Annotated in this window: 16 protein-coding genes and 1 pseudogene; 15 read left to right on the top strand and 2 right to left on the bottom strand. The window is 37.5% G+C overall.

What is annotated here, in order from left to right:
* The 11 genes and pseudogenes from ACI4WO_RS01525 to ACI4WO_RS01475 all read left to right on the top strand — a co-directional run.
* A pseudogene (locus ACI4WO_RS01525) lies at positions 1–478 on the top strand (oxaloacetate decarboxylase subunit alpha); the annotation flags it as partial.
* A 77-nt stretch (positions 479–555) separates the two neighbouring features.
* On the top strand, positions 556–1,503 hold the full coding sequence (metA, locus tag ACI4WO_RS01520) for a homoserine O-acetyltransferase MetA (protein ID WP_439805795.1): 948 nt from the start codon (positions 556–558) through the stop codon (positions 1,501–1,503).
* A gap of 310 nt (positions 1,504–1,813) precedes the next feature.
* Positions 1,814–3,295, top strand: a complete 1,482-nt coding sequence (gene preA / locus ACI4WO_RS01515; RefSeq protein ID WP_439805794.1) for an NAD-dependent dihydropyrimidine dehydrogenase subunit PreA — start codon at positions 1,814–1,816, stop codon at positions 3,293–3,295.
* 4 nt (positions 3,296–3,299) lie between these two features.
* Entirely contained in the window at positions 3,300–4,478 is a 1,179-nt protein-coding gene (locus ACI4WO_RS01510; protein ID WP_439805793.1) for a PucR family transcriptional regulator, read from the top strand.
* A 1-nt stretch (position 4,479) separates the two neighbouring features.
* On the top strand, positions 4,480–5,808 hold the full coding sequence (locus ACI4WO_RS01505; RefSeq protein ID WP_439805792.1) for an aminotransferase class III-fold pyridoxal phosphate-dependent enzyme: 1,329 nt from the start codon (positions 4,480–4,482) through the stop codon (positions 5,806–5,808).
* 61 nt (positions 5,809–5,869) lie between these two features.
* Positions 5,870–7,132, top strand: a complete 1,263-nt coding sequence (locus tag ACI4WO_RS01500; protein ID WP_439805791.1) for a Zn-dependent hydrolase — start codon at positions 5,870–5,872, stop codon at positions 7,130–7,132.
* Positions 7,133–7,219: 87 nt separating this feature from the next.
* A complete protein-coding gene (locus ACI4WO_RS01495; RefSeq protein ID WP_439805790.1) occupies positions 7,220–8,371 on the top strand; it encodes an iron-containing alcohol dehydrogenase in 1,152 nt (383 codons plus the stop codon).
* A 200-nt stretch (positions 8,372–8,571) separates the two neighbouring features.
* Positions 8,572–9,501, top strand: a complete 930-nt coding sequence (gene cysK / locus ACI4WO_RS01490; RefSeq protein WP_439805789.1) for a cysteine synthase A — start codon at positions 8,572–8,574, stop codon at positions 9,499–9,501.
* 215 nt (positions 9,502–9,716) lie between these two features.
* On the top strand, positions 9,717–11,699 hold the full coding sequence (locus ACI4WO_RS01485; RefSeq protein ID WP_439805788.1) for a DNA gyrase/topoisomerase IV subunit B: 1,983 nt from the start codon (positions 9,717–9,719) through the stop codon (positions 11,697–11,699).
* Positions 11,700–11,736: 37 nt separating this feature from the next.
* Positions 11,737–13,974: a DNA gyrase subunit A gene (locus ACI4WO_RS01480; protein WP_439805787.1), complete on the top strand. Its 2,238-nt coding sequence runs from the start codon at positions 11,737–11,739 to the stop codon at positions 13,972–13,974.
* 200 nt (positions 13,975–14,174) lie between these two features.
* Positions 14,175–15,977 carry a Na/Pi cotransporter family protein gene (locus tag ACI4WO_RS01475; RefSeq protein ID WP_439805786.1) on the top strand — a complete coding sequence of 601 codons (1,803 nt, stop codon included), beginning with the start codon at positions 14,175–14,177 and terminating at the stop codon, positions 15,975–15,977.
* A gap of 69 nt (positions 15,978–16,046) precedes the next feature.
* Here the strand turns inward: ACI4WO_RS01475 and ACI4WO_RS01470 are convergent, their stop codons facing one another.
* The gene (locus ACI4WO_RS01470; protein ID WP_439805785.1) at positions 16,047–16,967 is read right to left on the bottom strand and encodes a S1 RNA-binding domain-containing protein; all 921 of its coding nucleotides are present in this window, start codon (positions 16,965–16,967) and stop codon (positions 16,047–16,049) included.
* A gap of 154 nt (positions 16,968–17,121) precedes the next feature.
* Entirely contained in the window at positions 17,122–17,511 is a 390-nt protein-coding gene (locus ACI4WO_RS01465; protein ID WP_439805784.1) for a hypothetical protein, read from the bottom strand.
* A 162-nt stretch (positions 17,512–17,673) separates the two neighbouring features.
* Between ACI4WO_RS01465 and ACI4WO_RS01460 the strand changes: the two genes are divergently transcribed.
* The 4 genes from ACI4WO_RS01460 to coaE all read left to right on the top strand — a co-directional run.
* Positions 17,674–17,862, top strand: coding sequence for a DUF951 domain-containing protein (locus tag ACI4WO_RS01460; RefSeq protein WP_439805783.1), 189 nt, complete (start codon positions 17,674–17,676; stop codon positions 17,860–17,862).
* Between the two features lie 33 nt (positions 17,863–17,895).
* Complete coding sequence (gene prfA / locus ACI4WO_RS01455) at positions 17,896–18,972, top strand: peptide chain release factor 1 (protein ID WP_439805782.1); 1,077 nt, start codon at positions 17,896–17,898, stop codon at positions 18,970–18,972.
* A 1-nt stretch (position 18,973) separates the two neighbouring features.
* Entirely contained in the window at positions 18,974–19,990 is a 1,017-nt protein-coding gene (locus ACI4WO_RS01450) for an L-threonylcarbamoyladenylate synthase (RefSeq protein ID WP_439805781.1), read from the top strand.
* Positions 19,987–20,536 (top strand): dephospho-CoA kinase (gene coaE / locus ACI4WO_RS01445; RefSeq protein ID WP_439805780.1); only part of this gene is annotated, 550 nt, incomplete at its 3' end. The genes ACI4WO_RS01450 and coaE, both read left to right, overlap by 4 nt.

Below are 20,536 nucleotides of genomic sequence, written 5' to 3'. Positions count from 1 at the left end.
TCTTTCACAGCTCAAGCAGGCAGGCAAGGAGGACAAGCTTGAAGAGGTTCTCAAGGAAGTTCCGAGAGTAAGAAAAGATGCAGGTTATCCGCCGCTCGTTACTCCTTCTTCACAGATTGTCGGAACACAGGCTGTGTTCAATGTAATTATGGGTGAACGCTATAAGATGGTTACAAAGGAATTCAAGGGCATCGTCAGAGGAGAATACGGCAAGACTCCTGTTCCGATTGATCCTGAATTCAGAAAGAAAATTATCGGTGATGAGGCTCCTATCGACTGCCGTCCGGCTGATCTTCTTGAACCTGAGCTTGATAAGCTTAAGAAGGAGTGCGCTGAATGGACTGAGCAGGAAGAAGATGTTTTAAGCTACGCACAGTTCGGACAGGTTGCCGTTAAATTCTTTGAAAAACGCAGAAATAAAAAATACGGTATTGACGGCGAGCATTCCGACGCTCAGAAGCAGATTCATCCGGTTTGATTATGATTTAGAGAAAGTTCTATGATAAAAGGCGGACGGTTGTTCGCCTTTTAAATATATTCAAGGGGGTGTCAATATTGCCTATCAGAATACCGCATGAGCTTCCGGCATTTAAAAAGCTTATTGATGAAAATATATTCGTTATGCCAAAGGAGAGAGCAGAGCATCAGGATATAAGACCGCTTAAAATAATTATTTTGAATATAATGCCTAAAAAAATTGAAACAGAAACTCAGCTTATGAGACTGCTCAGCAATACTCCTATTCAGGTTGATATTGAACTTTTAAATCTTGAATCTCACAAATCTAAAAATACGCCTGTGAGTCATCTGAGTAATTTCTACACAAATTTTGAACAAATAAAAAATAACAGATATGATGGAATGATTATTACTGGTGCGCCGGTGGAACAGCTTGAGTTTGAACAGGTAGATTACTGGAATGAAATTTGCCGGATAATGGAATGGAGTAAGAAAAATGTATTTTCTACTCTTCATATATGCTGGGGAGCTCAGGCAGCATTGTACTATCATTTTGGAATACCAAAATATATTCTTCCTGAAAAGCTTTTCGGAATTTTTCCCCATAAAGTTGAGCTACCAAATGCACAGCTTTTAAAGGGGTTTGATGATGTTTTTATGGTTCCGCATTCACGTCATACAACATTACTGAGAGAAGATATTGAAAAAATCAGTAATCTTCAGATTCTGGCATCTTCTGAAGAAGCAGGAGTACATATAATTGCAAATAAAAACGGCAGACAGTATTTTATTATGGGACATGCTGAATATGACCGTGAAACATTGGCAGAGGAATACAGACGTGATAAGCAAAAGGGTATGGATATTTCATTACCGGTAAATTATTTTCCCGGTAATAATCCACAGTCTGTTCCGGATTTCACATGGAGATGTCATGCTAATCTTATGTTTTCAAACTGGTTGAATTACTGTATTTATCAGTCTACTCCTTATGATCTGACAGAACTTGAACTAAGAAACTGGGAATGGGAAGCCGGACTTTAATAGCTTTTGTGCTGAAGCATATATGCCAAAGCACAATGAAATATCTCAGCACACTGATTTGATTTGATAATTTAAAAAATATGTCAATAATGCTATTGAAATTAAATCGGATTATGTGGAAAATGTAAGAAATAGCTAAACATTTTTTGATGAAGTTGACTTTTAAAATATTCGTGTTATAATTAGAGCATAAAAGGAAAGCAAAAAATTGAAATTAAAAATAATTATAATCAAAGGGCAATGGAGCTTGTAATTTACAGGTTTCATTGCCTTTTGCTTTTAATTATAACAATACTAAGGAGGTTGTGAGATGAAAACCGGAGATTCATTTATACTCAGAGAAGAATGTGCAAGATGTCTCATGTGCTTTGAGCCGTCATGTACCAGTGCATGTAAAAGTGGTATGGATCCGGCGGGAGCAATACGCTCTGTAAGATTTGAAAATGAAAAGGCAGCATCATTGAAGCTTGACAGCAGTGTTTGCAGTGTTTGTCCTGGTGAATGTGAGAATGCATGTATTCATTATGATTTTCCGCTTCGTATCAGACAGATTGCCGGAAAATTACCTGAGAAAACAGAAATTGATCCTGAACCTGATTTGTCAATTGATTTTTGCGGAGTGCATTGTGAAAATCCGTTTTTTCTGTCATCCTCAATAGTAGCCGGAAATTATGAAATGTGTGCAAGAGCGTTTGATGCCGGATGGGGCGGTGTGGTTTATAAAACGGTTGGATTTTTAATTCCGGATGAGCTTTCACCGAGGTTTGATTCTATACACAAGGAAGGTACTCCTTTTGTGGGATTTAAAAATCTTGAGCAGATATCCGATCATCCCCTTGAAGAAAATCTTGAAATTTTTCGTCGTCTTAAGGAAAACTATCCTGAAAAAATACTTGTAGCGTCTATTATGGGACGAAATGAAGAAGAATGGACAGAGCTTGCAAGACTTGTAACAGAAGCCGGAGCTGATATTATTGAATGTAATTTTTCATGTCCTCAAATGGTTGGCGATGGACTTGGTTCTGATGTCGGTCAGAATCCTGAGCTTGTAAGCAGATATACTGAAGCAACTAAAAAAGGTACTCATATACCTGTTCTCGCCAAAATGACTCCTAATATCGGACACATGGAAATTCCGGCAACAGCAGCTGTGAAATCTGGTGCAGACGGACTTGCAGCAATAAATACCATAAAAAGTATAACAAATATTAATGAAGATACAATGTCTTCATATCCAGATATTTCCGGAAAATCATCTGTGGGCGGTTATTCCGGAAAGGCAGTAAAGCCAATAGCTTTGAGATTTATTCATGATATGGCAAAATGTCCGGAGCTTAAAGGAGTTCCTATCAGCGGAATAGGAGGAATTGAAACATGGCATGATGCATTGGAGTTTATTCTTCTGGGAAGCTCGAATATCCAGATAACAACTGCAGTGATGCAGTATGGATACCGTATTGTGGAAGATCTTATTTCCGGTATGAAAAGATATATGTCAGAGCATAAAATAAGCAGGCTTTCGGATATTGTCGGTGCTGCACTTGATAATGTTGTTCCGGCTGAGGAGCTTTCCCGTGATACTGTATCATATCCCATGTTTGATAAAAGCAAATGTATAGGCTGTGGAAGATGCTATATTTCATGTATGGACGGCGGACATCAGGCAATTGCCTTTGATACTGAAACAAGAAATATAAGCCTTATTGGTAAAAAGTGCGTGGGCTGTCAATTATGCAGGCTTGTCTGTCCGACAGATGCAATCAGTGCTGGAAAGCGTGTAAAAAAGCGGTGATAATATGGCGATTACGATTGCTCAGATTTGTGCCAATACTGAAAAAATGTATGATATGAATCTGATTGCAGGAAAAAAAGGTCTTGATAATATAGTCCGATGGGTGCATATGGTTGAGGATATTAAGGTTCCTGATTTTCTTCATGGAAACGAGCTTGTATTCACAACAGGTATAGCCCACTGCGGAAATGAATGGCTTCTTGAATTTGTAAAGGGACTAAAAAAAAGCAATGCTTCCGGGATTGTTGTCAATATAGGACCGTATATAGATTCTGTACCTTCAAAGGTGATAGTTTACTGTGAAAAAAACAATCTTCCGCTTTTTACCATTCCATGGGATGTTCATATAATTGATATTACATATGAACTATGCCATAGAATTATAGAGAATGAGAAAAAAGAATTTGTATTGGCAGAGTCTTTCAGAAATCTTATTTTCAGTCCGGAAAAAAAGGAAGACTATGAATCATTTCTTGAACGTGCCGGATTCAGAAAAAATTCAGATTACACTATTATTTCAGCGAGTATTACCGATAACGGAAAGCACTGTGAAAGCAAAGCCGGAAGTACGGGATATTCATTCATACGAAAAGCCTTCAGAAAAATGTCAAATTCCGTTTGTATGTTTATTCAGGACGGCAGACTGATTGCCGTAAGGCAGAATGGTTCTGAAAAGGAAATGGAAATGTTTTTTTCAGCAGTGAAAAATATTATGAATGAAAAACCTGAAATAAAAATCCAGATGGGTATTTCATCTTCAAATCAGGGGTATGGGGGCGTTCCAGTATGCTACAGGGAAGCAATTTCTGCTTTTTATGTATCACAGATAAAAAATACAAGTATTGTAAAATATGAAGATATAGGTATTTATAAGCTTTTGTTAGGCATAGAAAATAAAGAGCTTTTAAAGAGCTATGCTGATGAAAATATCGGAAAGCTTATAAAATATGATGAGGAGCATGGTACAGATTATACCAGTACTCTGAGGATCTATCTTGAAAACAGCGGCAGTGTACAGTCTGCGGCACAGCAGACAGGAGTACACAGAAACACTGTAAATTATAAAATGAAAGTAATACGTGAGATATTGAATGTTGAGCTGAACGATGAAGACCGTACAAATCTTCGTCTTGCATTTTGTGCACATGATATATTAAGCGTTAATAAAAATGGAGGTTTTTAAAATGACAGGTGAAGAAGTTAAAAATTTGCAGACAAAATATGTTTTACAGTCATGGGCGAAGCAGAAGGGTCTGAACCCGATACCGATTGCAAAAGCTGAAGGTATTTATATGTGGGATTTTGACGGAAACAGATATACTGATATGTCATCCCAGCTGGTTAATCTGAATGTGGGCCATGGCAATAAGGAAATTAATGAGGCAATAAAGGCTCAGACTGAAAAATACTGTTATATTTCTCCTGCGTACGGCAGTGAGCCGAGAGCTGTTCTGGCAAAGAAAATCGTTGATCTTATGCCTGACAATATGGCAAAGGTATTTTTCACAAACGGCGGTGCAGATGCCAATGAAAACGCAATTAAGATTGCAAGAATGTATACTGGAAGAAATAAGATTTTCTCACGTTACAGAAGCTATCATGGTTCTACATTCGGTGCAGGAAATCTTACAGGTGAACCAAGACGTTATCCTCTCGAACCTGGTATCCCTGGATTTGTGAAATTTTTTGATCCTTATGTATACAGAGAAAAAATAAATTTTGAATCTGAAAAAGCAGCTGCTGATTATTATGTTTCCAAGCTTCGTGAACAGATAATTTATGAAGGACCGGACAGTGTTGCGGCAATTGTCATGGAAACTATTACAGGTTCCAATGGCGTTATAATTCCGCCGGAAGGTTATCTGAAAGGTGTTCGTAAAATCTGTGATGAATTCGGCATAATGATGATCTGTGACGAAGTTATGGCAGGCTTTGGAAGAACAGGAAAAATGTTTGCTTTTGAAAACTTTGATGTAAAGCCTGATATTGTAAGCTTTGCAAAGGGTGTTACATGCGGATATGTTCAGCTGGGCGGCGTATGTGTAAGCCAGAAAATTGCTGATTATTTTGAAGATCATGTACTTTCATGCGGACTTACATACAGCGGACATCCTCTTGCATGTGCTGCCGGATGTGCTTGTCTTGATTATTATGAATCAGCAAATATTCTGGAAAATGTAAATAAGTCCGGCAAGGTACTGGGCGAAACTCTTGAGGAACTCAAGAAAAAGCATCCTTGTGTTGGCGATGTAAGATATATCGGTCTGTTTTCTGCAATTGAGCTTGTTAAAGACCGTGAAACAAAAGAGCCTCTGGTTTCATACGGAAAAGATCCTGAGGGTATTATGGGTTCGATTATCGGAAAACTTAAAGCAAAGGGATTTATGACATATTCTCATGAAAATATGATTCTTGTAACTCCTCCTCTTATTATTACAGAAGAACAGGTTCGTGAGGAAATGGAAAAGGTTGATGAAGTTTTGAATGATGTTGACGCTATGATCGGAAAATAAGGCGTTATTTATGGGATTAAAAAGGAAATCGTAAAAATATATTAAAGAAAGGCTGGTCGTTATGTATAAATGCAGTACTGAAAGAATGGACGATAAAATAAAAACATTCAGTAAGTTCGGAGATGCCGGACACGGAGGAATTACAAGATATTCACTTTCTCCGGCAGCAGTAATGGCGAGAAACGAATTCAGAAAACGTATGGAAGCAATCGGAGCGGTAATAGAAATTGATGATCTTGCAAATATGTATGCAACTATTCCGGGTACTGATCCGGACGCAAAGAGAATAGTAATGGCGTCACACTGTGATTCTGTTAAAAACGGCGGAAATTATGACGGTATTCTGGGTGTTATGAGTGCTATGGAAGTTCTGGAAACAGTTACAGCTGAAAAAATTCCCCATAAGCATCCTCTCACTGCAATGATATGGACAAATGAAGAAGGTTCACTTTATCCGCCTGCCATGATGTGTTCAGGTATTGTATGCAATGATTATCTTCCTGAAGATATCGGCTGCAATTTCCGATATGAAGATATGATGAATTCAAAGAGCATTCTTGACGGAAAAACAACATTCGGAGAAGCACTGAATAATTCAGAATTTAAGGGCGATAAGAAATACAGACTTTGTCCTGAAAAATATATGTATATGTTTGAAACTCATATTGAACAGGGACCTATTCTTGAAGATGCCGGAAATGATGTGGGTGTTGTTGACTGCGTTCTGGGTATGTTCAATTACCGTATTAAATTTTACGGACAGACTACCCATGCCGGAACATTCCCGATGCCTAAAAGACGTGACGCATTGTTCGCAGCAGCAAAGGCACTCTGTTATCTTCATGAGGAAATTGATAAGCTCGGTTACAGTGATCTGGTTTATACAACAGGTGAAATAGTATGTCATCCATGTGTTCATACATGCGTTCCGGATTATGTTGATTTTTCAATTGATGTAAGACATGAAGATGCTGAAGTACTTAAAAAAGTTCTTGCAGTTGTAAAAAGCTGTGAGGGCAGGGAATGGGCTGGCTGTACATGCAAGGTTGAAAGAGCATGGAACAGAGATACTGTGTATTGGGACAAGAAACTGGTAGGTTATGTAAAGGAATCTGCTGAAGAACTTGGAATAAGCCATCAGTACATTCATTCGGGAGCCGGACATGATGCACAGTTTGCAGCATATATGCTGCCTACAACAATGATTTTTGTTCAGTCAAAGGACGGTTTGTCACACTGCGAGCCGGAATTTTCATCTGTTGAGCATTGTACAGAGGGTGCAAGTGTTATGCTGAACGCAGTATTAAAAGCAGATAAAGACTAATGAAATACTGAAAGGGTCACAGCACTTAACAAATTAAATAAAGGGCGGAATTTTACCGCCCTTTGAATTTTCACAGAGGTGTAAAAAATGAGCAGAGAATTTATTGTCCCGAAGAAAATAATAATGGGGGAAAATGCGGTTGCCGATTCAGCTGAATACATAAAAAAGCTGGGAACGAAAGCTCTTATTGTTACCGGAAAGCATGTAGTAAAGCTTGATTGTTTCCGCAGTGTAACTGAAATGCTTGATAAGCTGGGCATAGCTTACAGTATTTTTACAGGAATTACCGGTGAACCAACAGATAAAATGATTGATGAAGGTCTTGCGGCTTATAAAAAGGAAGGCTGTGATTTTCTTATAGGAATCGGAGGAGGAAGCCCTCTGGATTCAATTAAGGCGATTGCGGCACTTTCAGCAAACGGCGGTAAAATTTCCGATTATATGGGAAAAACTATTACAGGTGATCTTCCGCCTATGGCTGCGATTCCTACAACTGCCGGAACAGGCTCTGAGGCAACTCAGTTTACAGTAATTACTGACAGCGAAAAAGATATAAAGATGCTTCTCAAAGGAACAGTTCTTATACCTGATATTGCGATAATAGATCCTGTATTTTCTTCAACTTCTCCCAGAAACATTACAGCTGCAACAGGTCTGGACGCTTTGACACATGCGGTAGAATCATATACATCAAGAAAAGCACAGCCGCTGACTGATGCAGTTGCAGTATCAGCAGTAAAAAGAATTTTTAAGTATCTGCCAAGAGCATATAAGGATGGTTCTGACAAAAAGGCTCGTGAGGAGATGTCGGTTGCGGCTTTGGAAGCAGGAATTGCAATAAACAATGCGTCAGTTACAATAGTTCATGGCATGAGCCGTCCTATCGGTGCGAATTTCCACATTGCTCATGGTATTTCAAATGCAATGCTTCTTGAAAAATGTATGTCCTTTGCTCTTGACGGAGCATATGAAAAATTTGCTGATTTAGGACGTGCAACAGGTACAGCTAAGCAGGATGATGACGATAAAACTGCTGCTGAAAAATTCCTTGAGGGATTAGCAGAGATTTGCAGAATATGTGAAGTCCCTACGCTTGCAGAATATGGAATTGACAAGGATAATTTTTTTAGTCTGGCAGATAAAATGGCGGATGATGCTATTGCAAGCGGAAGTCCGGCAAATACTATAAAAGCTGTTACAAAGCAGGATGTACTGAATATTTATTCAAAGCTTTGGTAAATTAAACTTAATTTCAAAAGGAGTTTATAAGACTCCTTTTTTTGTACAATCATTGCACAAAAATTTGTTATTATTTTATTGAAAATCAACAAAAATTAAAAATATCCTGAATTCATATTGACATGCTAGGGATAAAGTGGTATAATACATACTAATCAGATAGGATATCAGAATAAATATTATAAAAGGAGAATGCAATTATGAAAATTTATAAAAAAATTACAGATCTTGTTGGTAATACGCCAATTCTTGAACTGACGCACATTGAAAATGAAGAAAACCTTCAGGCAAATATTTATGGCAAGCTGGAATATTTTAATCCGGCTGGAAGTGTTAAAGACAGAATTGCAAAAGCTATGATTGACGATGCAGAGCAAAAAGGTCTTTTGAAGCCTGGCAGTGTAATTATTGAGCCTACAAGCGGAAATACAGGAATAGGTCTTGCATCTGTGGCAGCTGCAAGAGGATATCGTCTTATAATCACAATGCCTGAAACTATGAGTGTTGAGCGCCGTAATCTGATGAAAGCATATGGTGCTGAACTTGTTCTGACTGATGGTACAAAGGGTATGAGCGGTGCGATTGCAAAGGCTTCTGAGCTTGCAAAGGAAATTCCGGGAAGCTTTATTCCTTCACAGTTTACAAATCCGGCAAATCCGGCAATTCATGAAAAAACAACAGGTGTAGAAATCTGGGATGATACTGACGGAACTGTTGATATTTTTGTTGCAGGCGTTGGTACTGGCGGTACTGTAAGCGGTGTGGGAAAATATCTCAAGTCAAAAAATGCAGATGTCAAGGTCGTTGCTGTTGAACCTAAGGGTTCACCAGTATTGTCCGAAGGAGTATCAGGTCCTCATAAAATTCAGGGCATAGGTGCTGGTTTTGTTCCGGAAACTCTTGATACTGATATATATGATGAAATTATTGCCGTTGAAAATGAAGATGCATTTGAAACAGGCAGAAGGATTGCAAGATCTGAAGGCGTTCTTGTCGGTATTTCTTCAGGTGCAGCAGTATGGGCAGCAATAGAGCTTGCAAAACGTCCGGAAAATAAGGGAAAAACAATTGTTGCACTTTTACCTGATACTGGTGAAAGATATTTGTCAACACCTATGTTTGCTGACTGATATAATATGCTTTGAATTAAAATTTGATTTAATTTTATGATTAAATGATGTGCAGATACTGCGAATATGCTGTATCTGCACTTTTTTTACACTGAATTTCATATTGGTTCATATCTGTAAAATATACATAAAATTATTTTACTTGCAAATAATTTTAGAATGTGTTATGATTAAAGGGTTTGGAAGTAATTTTAGAAATTCGGAAAGGAGAAAAAATGGCAAATAAACAGCAGGATTATGGTAATGAAAGTATTACAATGCTTAAAGGTCCGGATAAGGTAAGAAAGCGTCCGGGTGTTATTTTCGGTTCGGACGGTCTTGACGGATGTGAGCATTCCGTATTTGAGGTTATATCCAATTCCATTGATGAGGCACGTTCTGGATTTGGAAATAAAATAATAGTAACTAAATATAATGATAATACAATTGAAGTGGAAGATTTCGGACGAGGCTGTCCGGTTGACTATAATAAAACAGAAGACAGGTTTAACTGGGAGCTTGTTTACTGTGAATTGTATGCCGGAGGAAAATATGATGACAGCTCAGATATGTATGAATATTCTCTGGGACTGAACGGACTTGGTCTTTGTGCTACTCAGTTTTCATCTGAATTTATGGATGTCGAAATAATAAGGGACGGCTATAAATATAATCTTCATTTTGAAAAAGGTGAAAATATCGGCGGTCTTAAAAAGGAAAAGACTTCAAAAAAGCAGACGGGAACAAGAACGAGATGGAAACCGGATCTGGATGTATTTACGGATATTAATGTAAGAGATGAATATTTTCGTGATGTTCTGAAAAGGCAAGCCGTTGTTAATCCGAATCTTCTTTTTGTCTACCGTTTCCAGAAAGAGGACGGCAGTTTTGAGGAAACAGAATTTATTTATGAAAACGGTATATCGGATTATGTAAATGAAATTGCAGACGGAAATAATCTTACATCGGTTCAGAACTGGAGTGCGGACCGCAAAGGCCGTGACCGTGAAGATAAGCCGGAGTACAAAGTGAAAATGTCATTTGCGCTGACATTTTCAAATAAAATAAATAAAATTGAATATTATCATAACTCAAGCTTTCTGGAGCATGGAGGTTCCCCGGAGCGTGCTGTCAAACAGGCATTTGTTTCTCAGATTGATGCTTATTTAAAGCAGAATAACAAGTACCTGAAAAATGAAAAGAAGATTACATTTGATGATGTTCAGGATTGTCTTATATTGGTATCATCTTCATTTTCAACTCAGACTTCATATGAAAACCAGACTAAAAAAGCGATCACCAATAAATTTATTTATGAAGCAATGACCGACTTTTTAAAGCATCAGCTTGAAGTATATTTTATTGAAAATCCCGATGAAGCATTGAAAATTGCCGAACAGGTAATGGTTAACAAAAGAAGCCGTGAAAATGCTGAGAAAACACGTCTGAATCTGAAAAAGAAGCTTGCCGGAACTATAGACCTTTCAAATATGGTCAAGAAGTTTGTTGACTGCCGTACAAAGGATGTAAGCAGACGAGAACTTTATATAGTGGAGGGAGATTCTGCCCTTGGTGCTGTAAAACTTGCAAGAGAAGCTGAATTTCAGGCGGTTATACCTATAAGAGGAAAAATACTTAATTGCCTTAAAGCTGATTATAACAAAATATTTAAAAATGATATTATTACTGATCTTATAAAGGTATTGGGCTGCGGCGTTGAAGTTACATCAAAAGCAAATAAGGATATATCTTCATTTAATCTGGACAATTTCAGGTGGAGTAAAGTAGTTATATGTACGGATGCTGATGTTGACGGTTTTCAGATAAGAACATTGGTGCTTACAATGCTTTACAGGCTTACTCCTACTCTGATTGAAAAAGGTTATGTTTACATTGCGGAATCACCGCTTTTTGAAATAACCACAAAGGATAAAACGTATTTTGCTTATAATGAGAAAGAAAAAACAGATATTCTTGAAATGATAGGTGATAAAAAGTTTACGCTTCAGCGTTCAAAAGGTCTTGGTGAGAACGAACCGGAAATGATGTCGCTTACTACAATGAATCCTGAAACAAGAAGACTTATCAAGGTTTCTCCGGCTGATATGGAAGCCACAGCCGCTATGTTCGATATGCTTTTAGGAGACAATCTTCAGGGCAGAAAAGATCATATCGCAGAGTTTGGCAGCGATTATCTGGAAATGGCTGATATATCATAGTAGCATATTTACTTGTGAGAAGGAGAGTGAAAAATAAATGGCAAGAAAATCTGATAAAGGAAAAACACCTAAAAAGAAAAATGTACCGGATGCTTTTATAGAAAATGCCGGTGTAGTAATAGATGAAAAAATCACGGATACTCTTGAAAAAAACTATATGCCATACGCCATGAGCGTTATTGTTTCAAGAGCATTACCGGAAATCGACGGATTCAAACCGTCTCACAGAAAGCTTTTGTACACTATGTATAAGCAGGGGCTTTTAACCGGAAAGCGTACTAAATCTGCAAATGTTGTAGGGGAGACTATGAAGCTCAATCCTCACGGTGACGGTGCAATTTATGAAACAATGGTTCGTCTTTCACGGGGCAATGAAACCCTTCTGCATCCATATGTTGATTCAAAAGGCAATTTCGGTAAGGCATATTCAAGAGATATGGCATATGCGGCATCAAGATATACAGAAGTAAAGCTTGATCCGATATGTAATGAGCTTTTCAGGGATATTGATAAAAATACAGTTGATTTTGTTCCGAACTATGATAACTCAACTACCGAACCGACCTTGCTGCCTGCTGCGTTTCCGACTGTTCTGGTAAATGCAAATATGGGTATTGCTGTTTCTATGGCAAGCAGTGTATGCCCGTTTAATCTGGCTGAGGTATGTGAAACATGTATAGCGTTAATAAAAAATCCGGAGCATGATATTATCAGTACTTTAAAAGGTCCTGATTTTCCAGGCGGCGGATTTATGCTTTACGATGAGGACGAAATGAAAGCACTTTATGAAACCGGCAGAGGTTCGATAAAGCTGCGGTCAAAATATAATTATGACAAATCTGCAAACTGTATTGAAATAACTCAGATACCTTATAGTACTACTATTGAAGCAATTATTGAAAAAATTATTGAGCTTATTAAGGCAGGTAAAATCCGAGAAATTTCATATATTCGTGATGAAACGGATTTAAGCGGTCTGAAAATTGCAATTGACCTTAAAAGAGGTACTGATCCGGACAAGCTGATGAACAAACTTTTTAAGCTGACGCCTTTGCAGGATAATTTTGCATGTAATTTCAATATACTTATCGGCGGAGTGCCTAAGGTTATGGGTGTCCGTGAAATACTGGAAGAGTGGATAGCGTTCAGAGAAGAATGTGTAAAACGACGTGTTTATTTTGATCTGAATAAAAAGAAGGATAAACTGCATCTGTTAAAGGGTCTTGGCAAGATTCTTCTTGATATAGATAAGGCGATTAAAATTGTAAGAGAAACTGAAGAAGAAAATGAAGTGGTTTCAAATCTTATGATAGGCTTCGGTATAGACGAAATTCAGGCAGAATACGTTGCAGAAATAAAGCTGAGACATTTAAATCGGGAGTATATTCTTAATCGGCTGAATGAAATTGAAGCTCTTGAAAAAGAAATTGCAGAAATGGAAGATATTCTGTCAAGTAAAAAGAAAATAAGAAATATAATTGTTTCTGAACTTAAAGATATAATAAAAAAATATAGTAAACCCAGAAATACTATGTTTTTCTATAAAAATGATATTGAAGATATTGATATTGATGAAGAAATTCCGGATTATCCTGTAAATCTGTTTCTTTCTGAAAGCGGATATTTTAAGAAAATAACTCCTCAGTCTCTGCGAATGAGCAATGAACAGAAGCTTAAAGAGGGAGATAAGATCATGATCCGCACAGAAGCTACAAACCTTACAGAACTTCTTTTCTTCACTGATAAATGCCAGGTTTATAAATCAAAAGCATCTGCATTTGATGATACAAAGGCGAGCGTACTGGGCGATTATGTGCCTGCAAAGCTTGGGTTTGATGAGGGAGAAGATCTTATTTATATGGCGAGTACGCTTGACTATGAGGGCTTTATGCTGTTCTTTTTTGAAAACGGAAAGGCGGCGAAAGTACCAGTGAAAGCCTATGAAACCAAAACCAACAGAAAGAAACTTGCCAATGCATATTCAGGAAAATCAAAACTTTGCGGAATACTTTTTATTAAGGAAGACACGGATATAATGCTCAGAGCCTCAAACGGAAAGGTTATAATATTTAATACAGAACTTCTGAGTCCTAAATCTTCCAGGGATACAATAGGCGTTCAGGCAATGACTCTTAAAGGAAAATATGTGCTGGAACATGCAGAAATTGCTGATGAAAAGATGGTAGAAAACTTAAAAAAATATAAGGTTAAAAATATTCCGGCAGCAGGTATGGGCGGTAAGGATCTGATGGAATATAATCAGCTTAAACTGTAATTTTTGTTGAAAGTGTACAATTTGTACGTTTCTATTTATTGTTAATGTGGTATAAATGACAAATTTCAATGGCTTTGAATTATTCACTATACTTTTTATTTTTCCTGTGATATAATAATTATGGATGTGTAAAATCTATGTGAAAAATGGGTAAAATAAAGATAAAAAACATATGAGGGGATAATTCTCAGGAGGAATTTATGTCTACATCACAAATTATTCAAACCTTCATTTGCATGTTCGGCGGAGTTGCTTTGCTCCTTTACGGAATGAATGTTCTTGGGTCTGGTCTGGAAAAGATTTCCGGAGGAAAAATGGAAAAGATCCTTGAAAAGCTTACTAACAATATTATTAAAGCAGTTGTTCTGGGTGCTTTGGTAACCGCAGTTATTCAAAGCTCCAGCGCAACGACGGTTATTGTTGTCGGTCTTGTTAATTCAGGTATTCTTTCGCTGTCTTCTGCTGTTGGGATTATTATGGGCGCAAATATAGGTACTACCGTTACCGGACAGATTTTACGTCTTGGAGATCTTGAAGGAAATCAGTCTCTGGGTATTGTAATGGAATTTCTGACGCCGACTTATCTTGCACCTATGCTGGCGATAATAGGTATTTTATTTATTCTTATTGCTAAAAAAGACAGTGTAAAGGCTATAGGTGATATAGGAATAGGCCTTGGAGTACTGTTCACAGGAATGCTGTCTCTTTCGGAAGCAGTTGAACCTCTTTCTGAACTGGAAGCATTCAAAAATCTGTTTGCTAGTCTTGAAAATCCGGTTCTTGGAATTTTAGCAGGTGCTGTTGTTACTGCACTTATTCAAAGTTCTTCGGCTTCTATTGGTATTTTGCAGGCAGTTTCCAGAACAGGAGTACTGAAATTTGCAGCAGCTTTCCCTATTATTATGGGACAGAATATAGGTACATGTTCAACATCAATAATTTCAAGTATTGGTGCCAGCAAAAATGCAAAAAGAGCTGCAGTGGTTCATTTATATTTTAACTTTATCGGAACTGTACTTTTTCTGATATGTGTTTATGTTCTCAGAGCTTTTGATTTGATACCATTCTGGGATGATACTATGAATATGGGAGATATTGCGAACTTCCATACTGTTTTTAATATAATAGTAACTATATTTTTCATACCTTTTCATAAAGTACTTGAAAAGCTTGCTATTCTTACAATCAGGTCAAAACCGGAGGATGATGAAGATATTATTGCAGATTCCGGAGAAAATATGCTTGATTCACGTTTCCTGAAATCTCCTTCTCTGGCTATTCAATATTCAAACAATGCGCTGGCATATATGGGCAAGCTTGCAAAGGAAAATTTCAGAATGAGCTGCGGACTGCATTCAGAATATGATGCAAAATGTGTTGAAAAGATCCGGGAGTATGAGGATATAATCGACAGAACAGAAGACAAGCTTAATTCTTATCTTGTTTCAATTACCGACTGTGAGCTGAGTGCCGTCGAAAGCCGTGCTGTGACTTCTCTTCTTCATATGATAACAGATTTTGAAAGAATCGGGGATTATGCAATTAATATAATGGAATCTGCTGAAATAATGCATGAGAAAGGGCACAGTTTGTCTGATAAAGCAATTCACGATCTGGAAATAATTGCTGATGCTGTAACAGAGATTATTGATATGGCGATAACTGCGGTTGAATATGATGATCTTAAAACTGCAAAAAATATAGAGCCTCTGGAAGAAACTATAGATCAGCTTGAATATCAGATGAAAAACAGGCACATTGAACGTCTTAAAGCAGGAAAATGTGCTATTGACAGAGGTGTTCATTTCCTGGATATGCTGTCGGATATTGAGCGTATTGCGGATCATTGCTCTAATGTGGCAGTTCATGTATTAAGCCGTAATTTAGGAAAAGAAGATATCAGACATCATGAATATATTGATACTATTCATAAGGGGGAATCCAAGGAATATGCGGACGCTATTCAGGAATACAGCCGTAAATATAAACTGAGTACAGATTAAACAGCTTAGGATATCCAGAAATATAAAAACCCGTATTTGCGTAAAATGATACGTAAATACGGGTTTTATTTAAAAATTTGTTTCAATAATTTTATCTGAAGTTTCAGGAGGATAGCGCCAGTGAGAAATGTGATTGCTTTGAACAAAATATTTAAGAGGAGAAGGTTTGTATTCTGCATCAAAAATATCCACAACAATAAGCTTTACCTTCATTTTTTCAGGTATTATTGCTTTTATGTAAACACTTGCATGCTGTCCGACTCTGGCACCTTCCCGCGGCTCTGCAAGTCCTGCAAGATTAGGAGCAAGCTCTATAAATATTCCATAGTCCTCAATGGAACGTACAATGCCTGAAACTGTTTCTCCGGCAGAAAACATATTTGCATTTTCCTGCCATGTACCTAAAAGTTCTTTATGAGATAGCCATATTCTGTCCTTGTCAATACTTTTAATAATAACTTTTATATCCTGACCGGGATAAAATCTGTCTGCTGGATGGGAAATTCTTGAAACAGATACGGCATCTATCGGAATAAGGGACGGTATACCGCTGCCTATGTCAACAAAGCAGCCGAACTGTTCCAGATGAGTGACTCTGGCAGGTATTATATCACCTGCTGACAGGCAATCAATATATCTGCTTCGGCATTCTTCCTGTACTGCTCTTCTTGAAAGAACAGCTGTTTCTTTTCCGTTGCTGTCAGTACTTATAGAAATAACTTTAAAGCATACGGGTTTGTTAACCTTGGAAATCAGGGCAATATCCTTTGTAGTTCCGTCCTCTATTCCAATTGCACCTTCTATTCGTGGTATAATGCCCTTCATGGTCGGCAGATCAACAATTAAGTTATGCCCGCTGTCACACATTGAAGCACGCCATTCAAGAATTTTACCGGATGCCATTGCCTCATGAAGTCCGGCGGAGCTGCCGGTGAGTCTGATATTTTCAGACGTATTTATAAGACAGCCTTCAGGTAGATAATTTTTCATTTATTCCTTGCCTTTCCGATTCATTGAATCTGTTTTTTTATTTATCCGTACCCTGTCAGGTTAAGGGTACGGATAATTTTTGCTGACTTTAATGAAACACCGTGGTTACGTGTTTATTAAGCATGTTGTAATTAATTTATATGAAACAGTTTTATTATTTATTACTGGTTATTTCGTTTACATGGATACCATATCCGCCGAAAGACAACAGTATCTGTGAAATCATATGATTATTTTCAGAGGCAGAAATTACCTTTATTTTTACTGATCTGGTAAGAAGAGGTTCTTCAATCCGGGAAGTGTTTACAGGTCTGGAAATAACAGCTGTTATATAATTATAGGAAGTTATAGCGGTTGGCAGCAAATAAAATATTTCTCCGTGAGTTAGTATTGGCTCATTATTTTTCCTGACCATATTTTTATATTTATTTTTATTTTTATATATAGTGATCTTTTTTTCACCATCTACTGTTTCACGTATACGTCTGGCAGCATATTCAGCAAATTCAATCAGATCAAATTCTCCTGTTATTCGTGAAAACATAAAATCCTCCTTTCATTTTTTATTATTTTTGTATAAAAATATAAAAATATTTGAAGAAAATATTGCCTTGAACGAAAAAATGGGGTATAATAAAATATAATTGATTTTTTACAGAAAATTGTTTTTGGTTATATTGGAAATTTCAGCCGGGAGGGAACAATAATGGATATAAGACCTGAGGATATATTGATTATGAAAAAAAATCATCCCTGCGGAGGAAATGAAATGTATGTTATCCGTTCCGGAATGGATTTTAAACTCAGATGTGTAAAATGCGGAAGAGAATTTATGATTCCCAGAAATAAAATTGAAAAAAATATAAAAAAAGTGATTCGGGAAAATACAGATTAATATTTGTCATGATATTAAAGGTGGATTAAACAGATGATTGAAAAAGTAAAATTAATGGAACAAAGATATAATGAACTGAGCAATAAGCTTTCTGAACCGGGTGTAGCTGATGACCAGAAGCTTTTTACTGGTCTTATGAAGGAATTTAAAAATCTTACGCCTATTGTAGAAAAATACAGAGAATATGAAAAGGCTGAAAACAGCTTTAACGAGGCTCATGAGCTTCTGGAGGCAGGAGGCCTTGACAGGGATTTTAAAGAAATGGTTCAGAGTGAATATGAAGAATCAAAGGCTGATATGGAAAAGCTGTCAGATGAACTTAAAATTCTTCTTTTGCCTAAGGATCCTAATGATGACAAAAACGTTATAATTGAAATCCGTGGGGGTGCCGGAGGAGAAGAAGCTGCATTGTTTGCAAATTCTCTTTACAGAATGTACTCAATGTACGCTGAAACCAAGGGCTGGAAACAGGAAGTTTTAAGTGCACATCCTACCGAACTAGGCGGATTCAAGGAAATCAGTTTTTCTATAGAGGGTGAGGGAGCTTATTCAAGACTGAAATATGAAAGCGGTGTTCACCGTGTTCAGCGTGTTCCGGAGACAGAATCTCAGGGCAGAATACACACGTCTACGGTGACTGTTGCCGTACTGGTTGAAGCTGATGATGTTGAACTTGAAATTAATCCGACAGATCTTAAAATTGATGTTTTCAGAGCAAGCGGTGCAGGCGGTCAGCATATTAACAAAACAGAATCTGCTGTAAGAATAACTCATCTTCCCACAGGCTGTGTGGTTGAATGTCAGGATGAAAGAAGTCAGTTTAAAAATAAGGATAAGGCAATGAAAATTTTACGTTCAAGGCTTTATGAAATGCTGCTTAATGAACAGAATGATAAAATTGCATCTGAAAGAAGAACTCAGGTGGGAACAGGTGACCGCTCAGAACGAATCAGAACTTATAATTATCCTCAGGGCAGAATGACGGATCACAGAATTAATCTTACAATATACAGACTAGAAGAAATATTAAACGGAAATTTGGAGGAAGTGCTGGATGCTCTTGCTACTGCCGATCAGGCAGCCAAGCTTGCAATGCAGCAGAATCAGTAAAATGGAAAATACCAGTTTATTATCAGATTCAATTGAAGATATACAAAAGGCTGCGGAACTTATACTGGGAGGCAGCGTTGTAGGCATACCTACTGAAACAGTTTATGGTCTGGGAGCAGACGCTTTGAATCCTATGGCAGTGAAAAAAATTTTTGCGGCTAAGGGACGTCCGGCTGACAATCCGCTGATAGTTCATATTTACAGTATTGATCAGGTACAGATACTGGGACATGATATACCGGATCTGTTTTATACCCTTGCAGAAAAATTCTGGCCGGGACCGCTTACCATGATTGTACCGAAAAATGATATTGTTCCTTTGGAAACTTCAGGCGGACTGGAAACCGTTGGAATCAGAATGCCTTCTCATCCTGTGATGAGGGAGCTTATCAGATTAAGCAAACCTGTTGCAGCTCCTTCTGCAAACCGTTCAGGATATCCAAGTCCTACAAAGGCTGAACATGTTATAAATGATATGAACGGAAAAATTTCCGCTGTGATTGACGGAGGAGAATGCCGTTACGGAGTGGAATCAACTGTTATTTCTTTTGAAAATGAAAATACTATAAGAATATTAAGACCGGGTTCTGTTACTAAGGAAATGCTTTCAGAATATGCTGATGATGTAATTGTTGACAAGGCAATATTGAATGCACTTGAAGAGGGGAGAACTGCGCCTTCTCCGGGAATGAAATATAAACATTATTCCCCAAAGGCAGATGTTATCCTGATCGACGGAGATTATCCGGATTTTTGCAGATATGTTATAAACAATAGTGATGATTCAACATATTGCCTTATATATGACAGTGATAATGGAAAACAGCTTCCATGTCATTATATGACATACGGCAGTGACGGCAGCGAACAGGCACATAATATTTTTGCAAGGCTCAGAGAGATTGACAATCTGCATGCAAAAAAGGTTTATGTAAGATCTCCTGAAAAAGACGGAGTAGGTCTTGCAGTATATAATCGCCTTTTAAGAGCAGCGGGATTTGAGGTGATAAAGGTATGAACAGTCTTGAGGGTGTAATGGTCATTGGACTTACTGGTCAGACAGGGGCTGGAAAAACCACTGTATGCAGAGTGTTTGCTGAAAATGGATTTTCAGTTATAAATGCCGATCATATTTCAAGACTGGTCGTTGAAAAGGGACAGCCGTGTCTTAAGGAAATCTGTGAGTTTTTCGGCAGGGATATTCTTTTGGAAAATGGAGCTCTTGACCGTCCCAAGCTTGCAGGCATGGTATTTACTGATAAGAAAAAACTTGAACTTTTAAATTCAATTACATATCCTTATATTACTGCGGAAATACTTAAAACAATACGAAAGCTTTCTGCCGAAGGCCATAAACTGATATTGCTTGACGCTCCAACACTGTTTGAAAGCAGAGCAGATGATTTCTGCGAACTTATTATTTCCGTTATTTCCCGTGAGGAACTCCGCGCGGAAAGGATTATGAAAAGAGACGGTATAAGCCGTGAATCAGCACAATATCGGATGGATTCTCAGTTAAAAGAAGAATTTTTCAGAACAAATTCTGATTTTATTATAAAAAATA

Origin of the sequence: Porcipelethomonas sp. (assembly GCF_051893655.1) — a bacterium.
In the GTDB taxonomy this organism is placed as follows: domain Bacteria; phylum Bacillota; class Clostridia; order Oscillospirales; family Ruminococcaceae; genus Porcipelethomonas.
The sequence above is the reverse complement of the archived record's forward strand: the minus strand, read 5'-3'. Positions and strand labels throughout refer to the sequence as shown.

Bases quoted from the DNA above. Each gene is read 5' to 3' on its own strand.
- preA (WP_439805794.1), top strand. From the start codon at position 1,814: ATGAAAACCGGAGATTCATTTATACTCAGAGAAGAATGTGCAAGATGT.
- ACI4WO_RS01510 (WP_439805793.1), top strand. From the start codon at position 3,300: ATGGCGATTACGATTGCTCAGATTTGTGCCAATACTGAAAAAATGTAT.
- ACI4WO_RS01505 (WP_439805792.1), top strand. From the start codon at position 4,480: ATGACAGGTGAAGAAGTTAAAAATTTGCAGACAAAATATGTTTTACAG.
- ACI4WO_RS01500 (WP_439805791.1), top strand. From the start codon at position 5,870: ATGTATAAATGCAGTACTGAAAGAATGGACGATAAAATAAAAACATTC.
- ACI4WO_RS01495 (WP_439805790.1), top strand. From the start codon at position 7,220: ATGAGCAGAGAATTTATTGTCCCGAAGAAAATAATAATGGGGGAAAAT.
- cysK (WP_439805789.1), top strand. From the start codon at position 8,572: ATGAAAATTTATAAAAAAATTACAGATCTTGTTGGTAATACGCCAATT.
- ACI4WO_RS01485 (WP_439805788.1), top strand. From the start codon at position 9,717: ATGGCAAATAAACAGCAGGATTATGGTAATGAAAGTATTACAATGCTT.
- ACI4WO_RS01480 (WP_439805787.1), top strand. From the start codon at position 11,737: ATGGCAAGAAAATCTGATAAAGGAAAAACACCTAAAAAGAAAAATGTA.
- ACI4WO_RS01475 (WP_439805786.1), top strand. From the start codon at position 14,175: ATGTCTACATCACAAATTATTCAAACCTTCATTTGCATGTTCGGCGGA.
- ACI4WO_RS01470 (WP_439805785.1), bottom strand. From the start codon at position 16,967: ATGAAAAATTATCTACCTGAAGGCTGTCTTATAAATACGTCTGAAAAT.
- ACI4WO_RS01465 (WP_439805784.1), bottom strand. From the start codon at position 17,511: ATGTTTTCACGAATAACAGGAGAATTTGATCTGATTGAATTTGCTGAA.
- ACI4WO_RS01460 (WP_439805783.1), top strand. From the start codon at position 17,674: ATGGATATAAGACCTGAGGATATATTGATTATGAAAAAAAATCATCCC.
- prfA (WP_439805782.1), top strand. From the start codon at position 17,896: ATGATTGAAAAAGTAAAATTAATGGAACAAAGATATAATGAACTGAGC.
- ACI4WO_RS01450 (WP_439805781.1), top strand. From the start codon at position 18,974: ATGGAAAATACCAGTTTATTATCAGATTCAATTGAAGATATACAAAAG.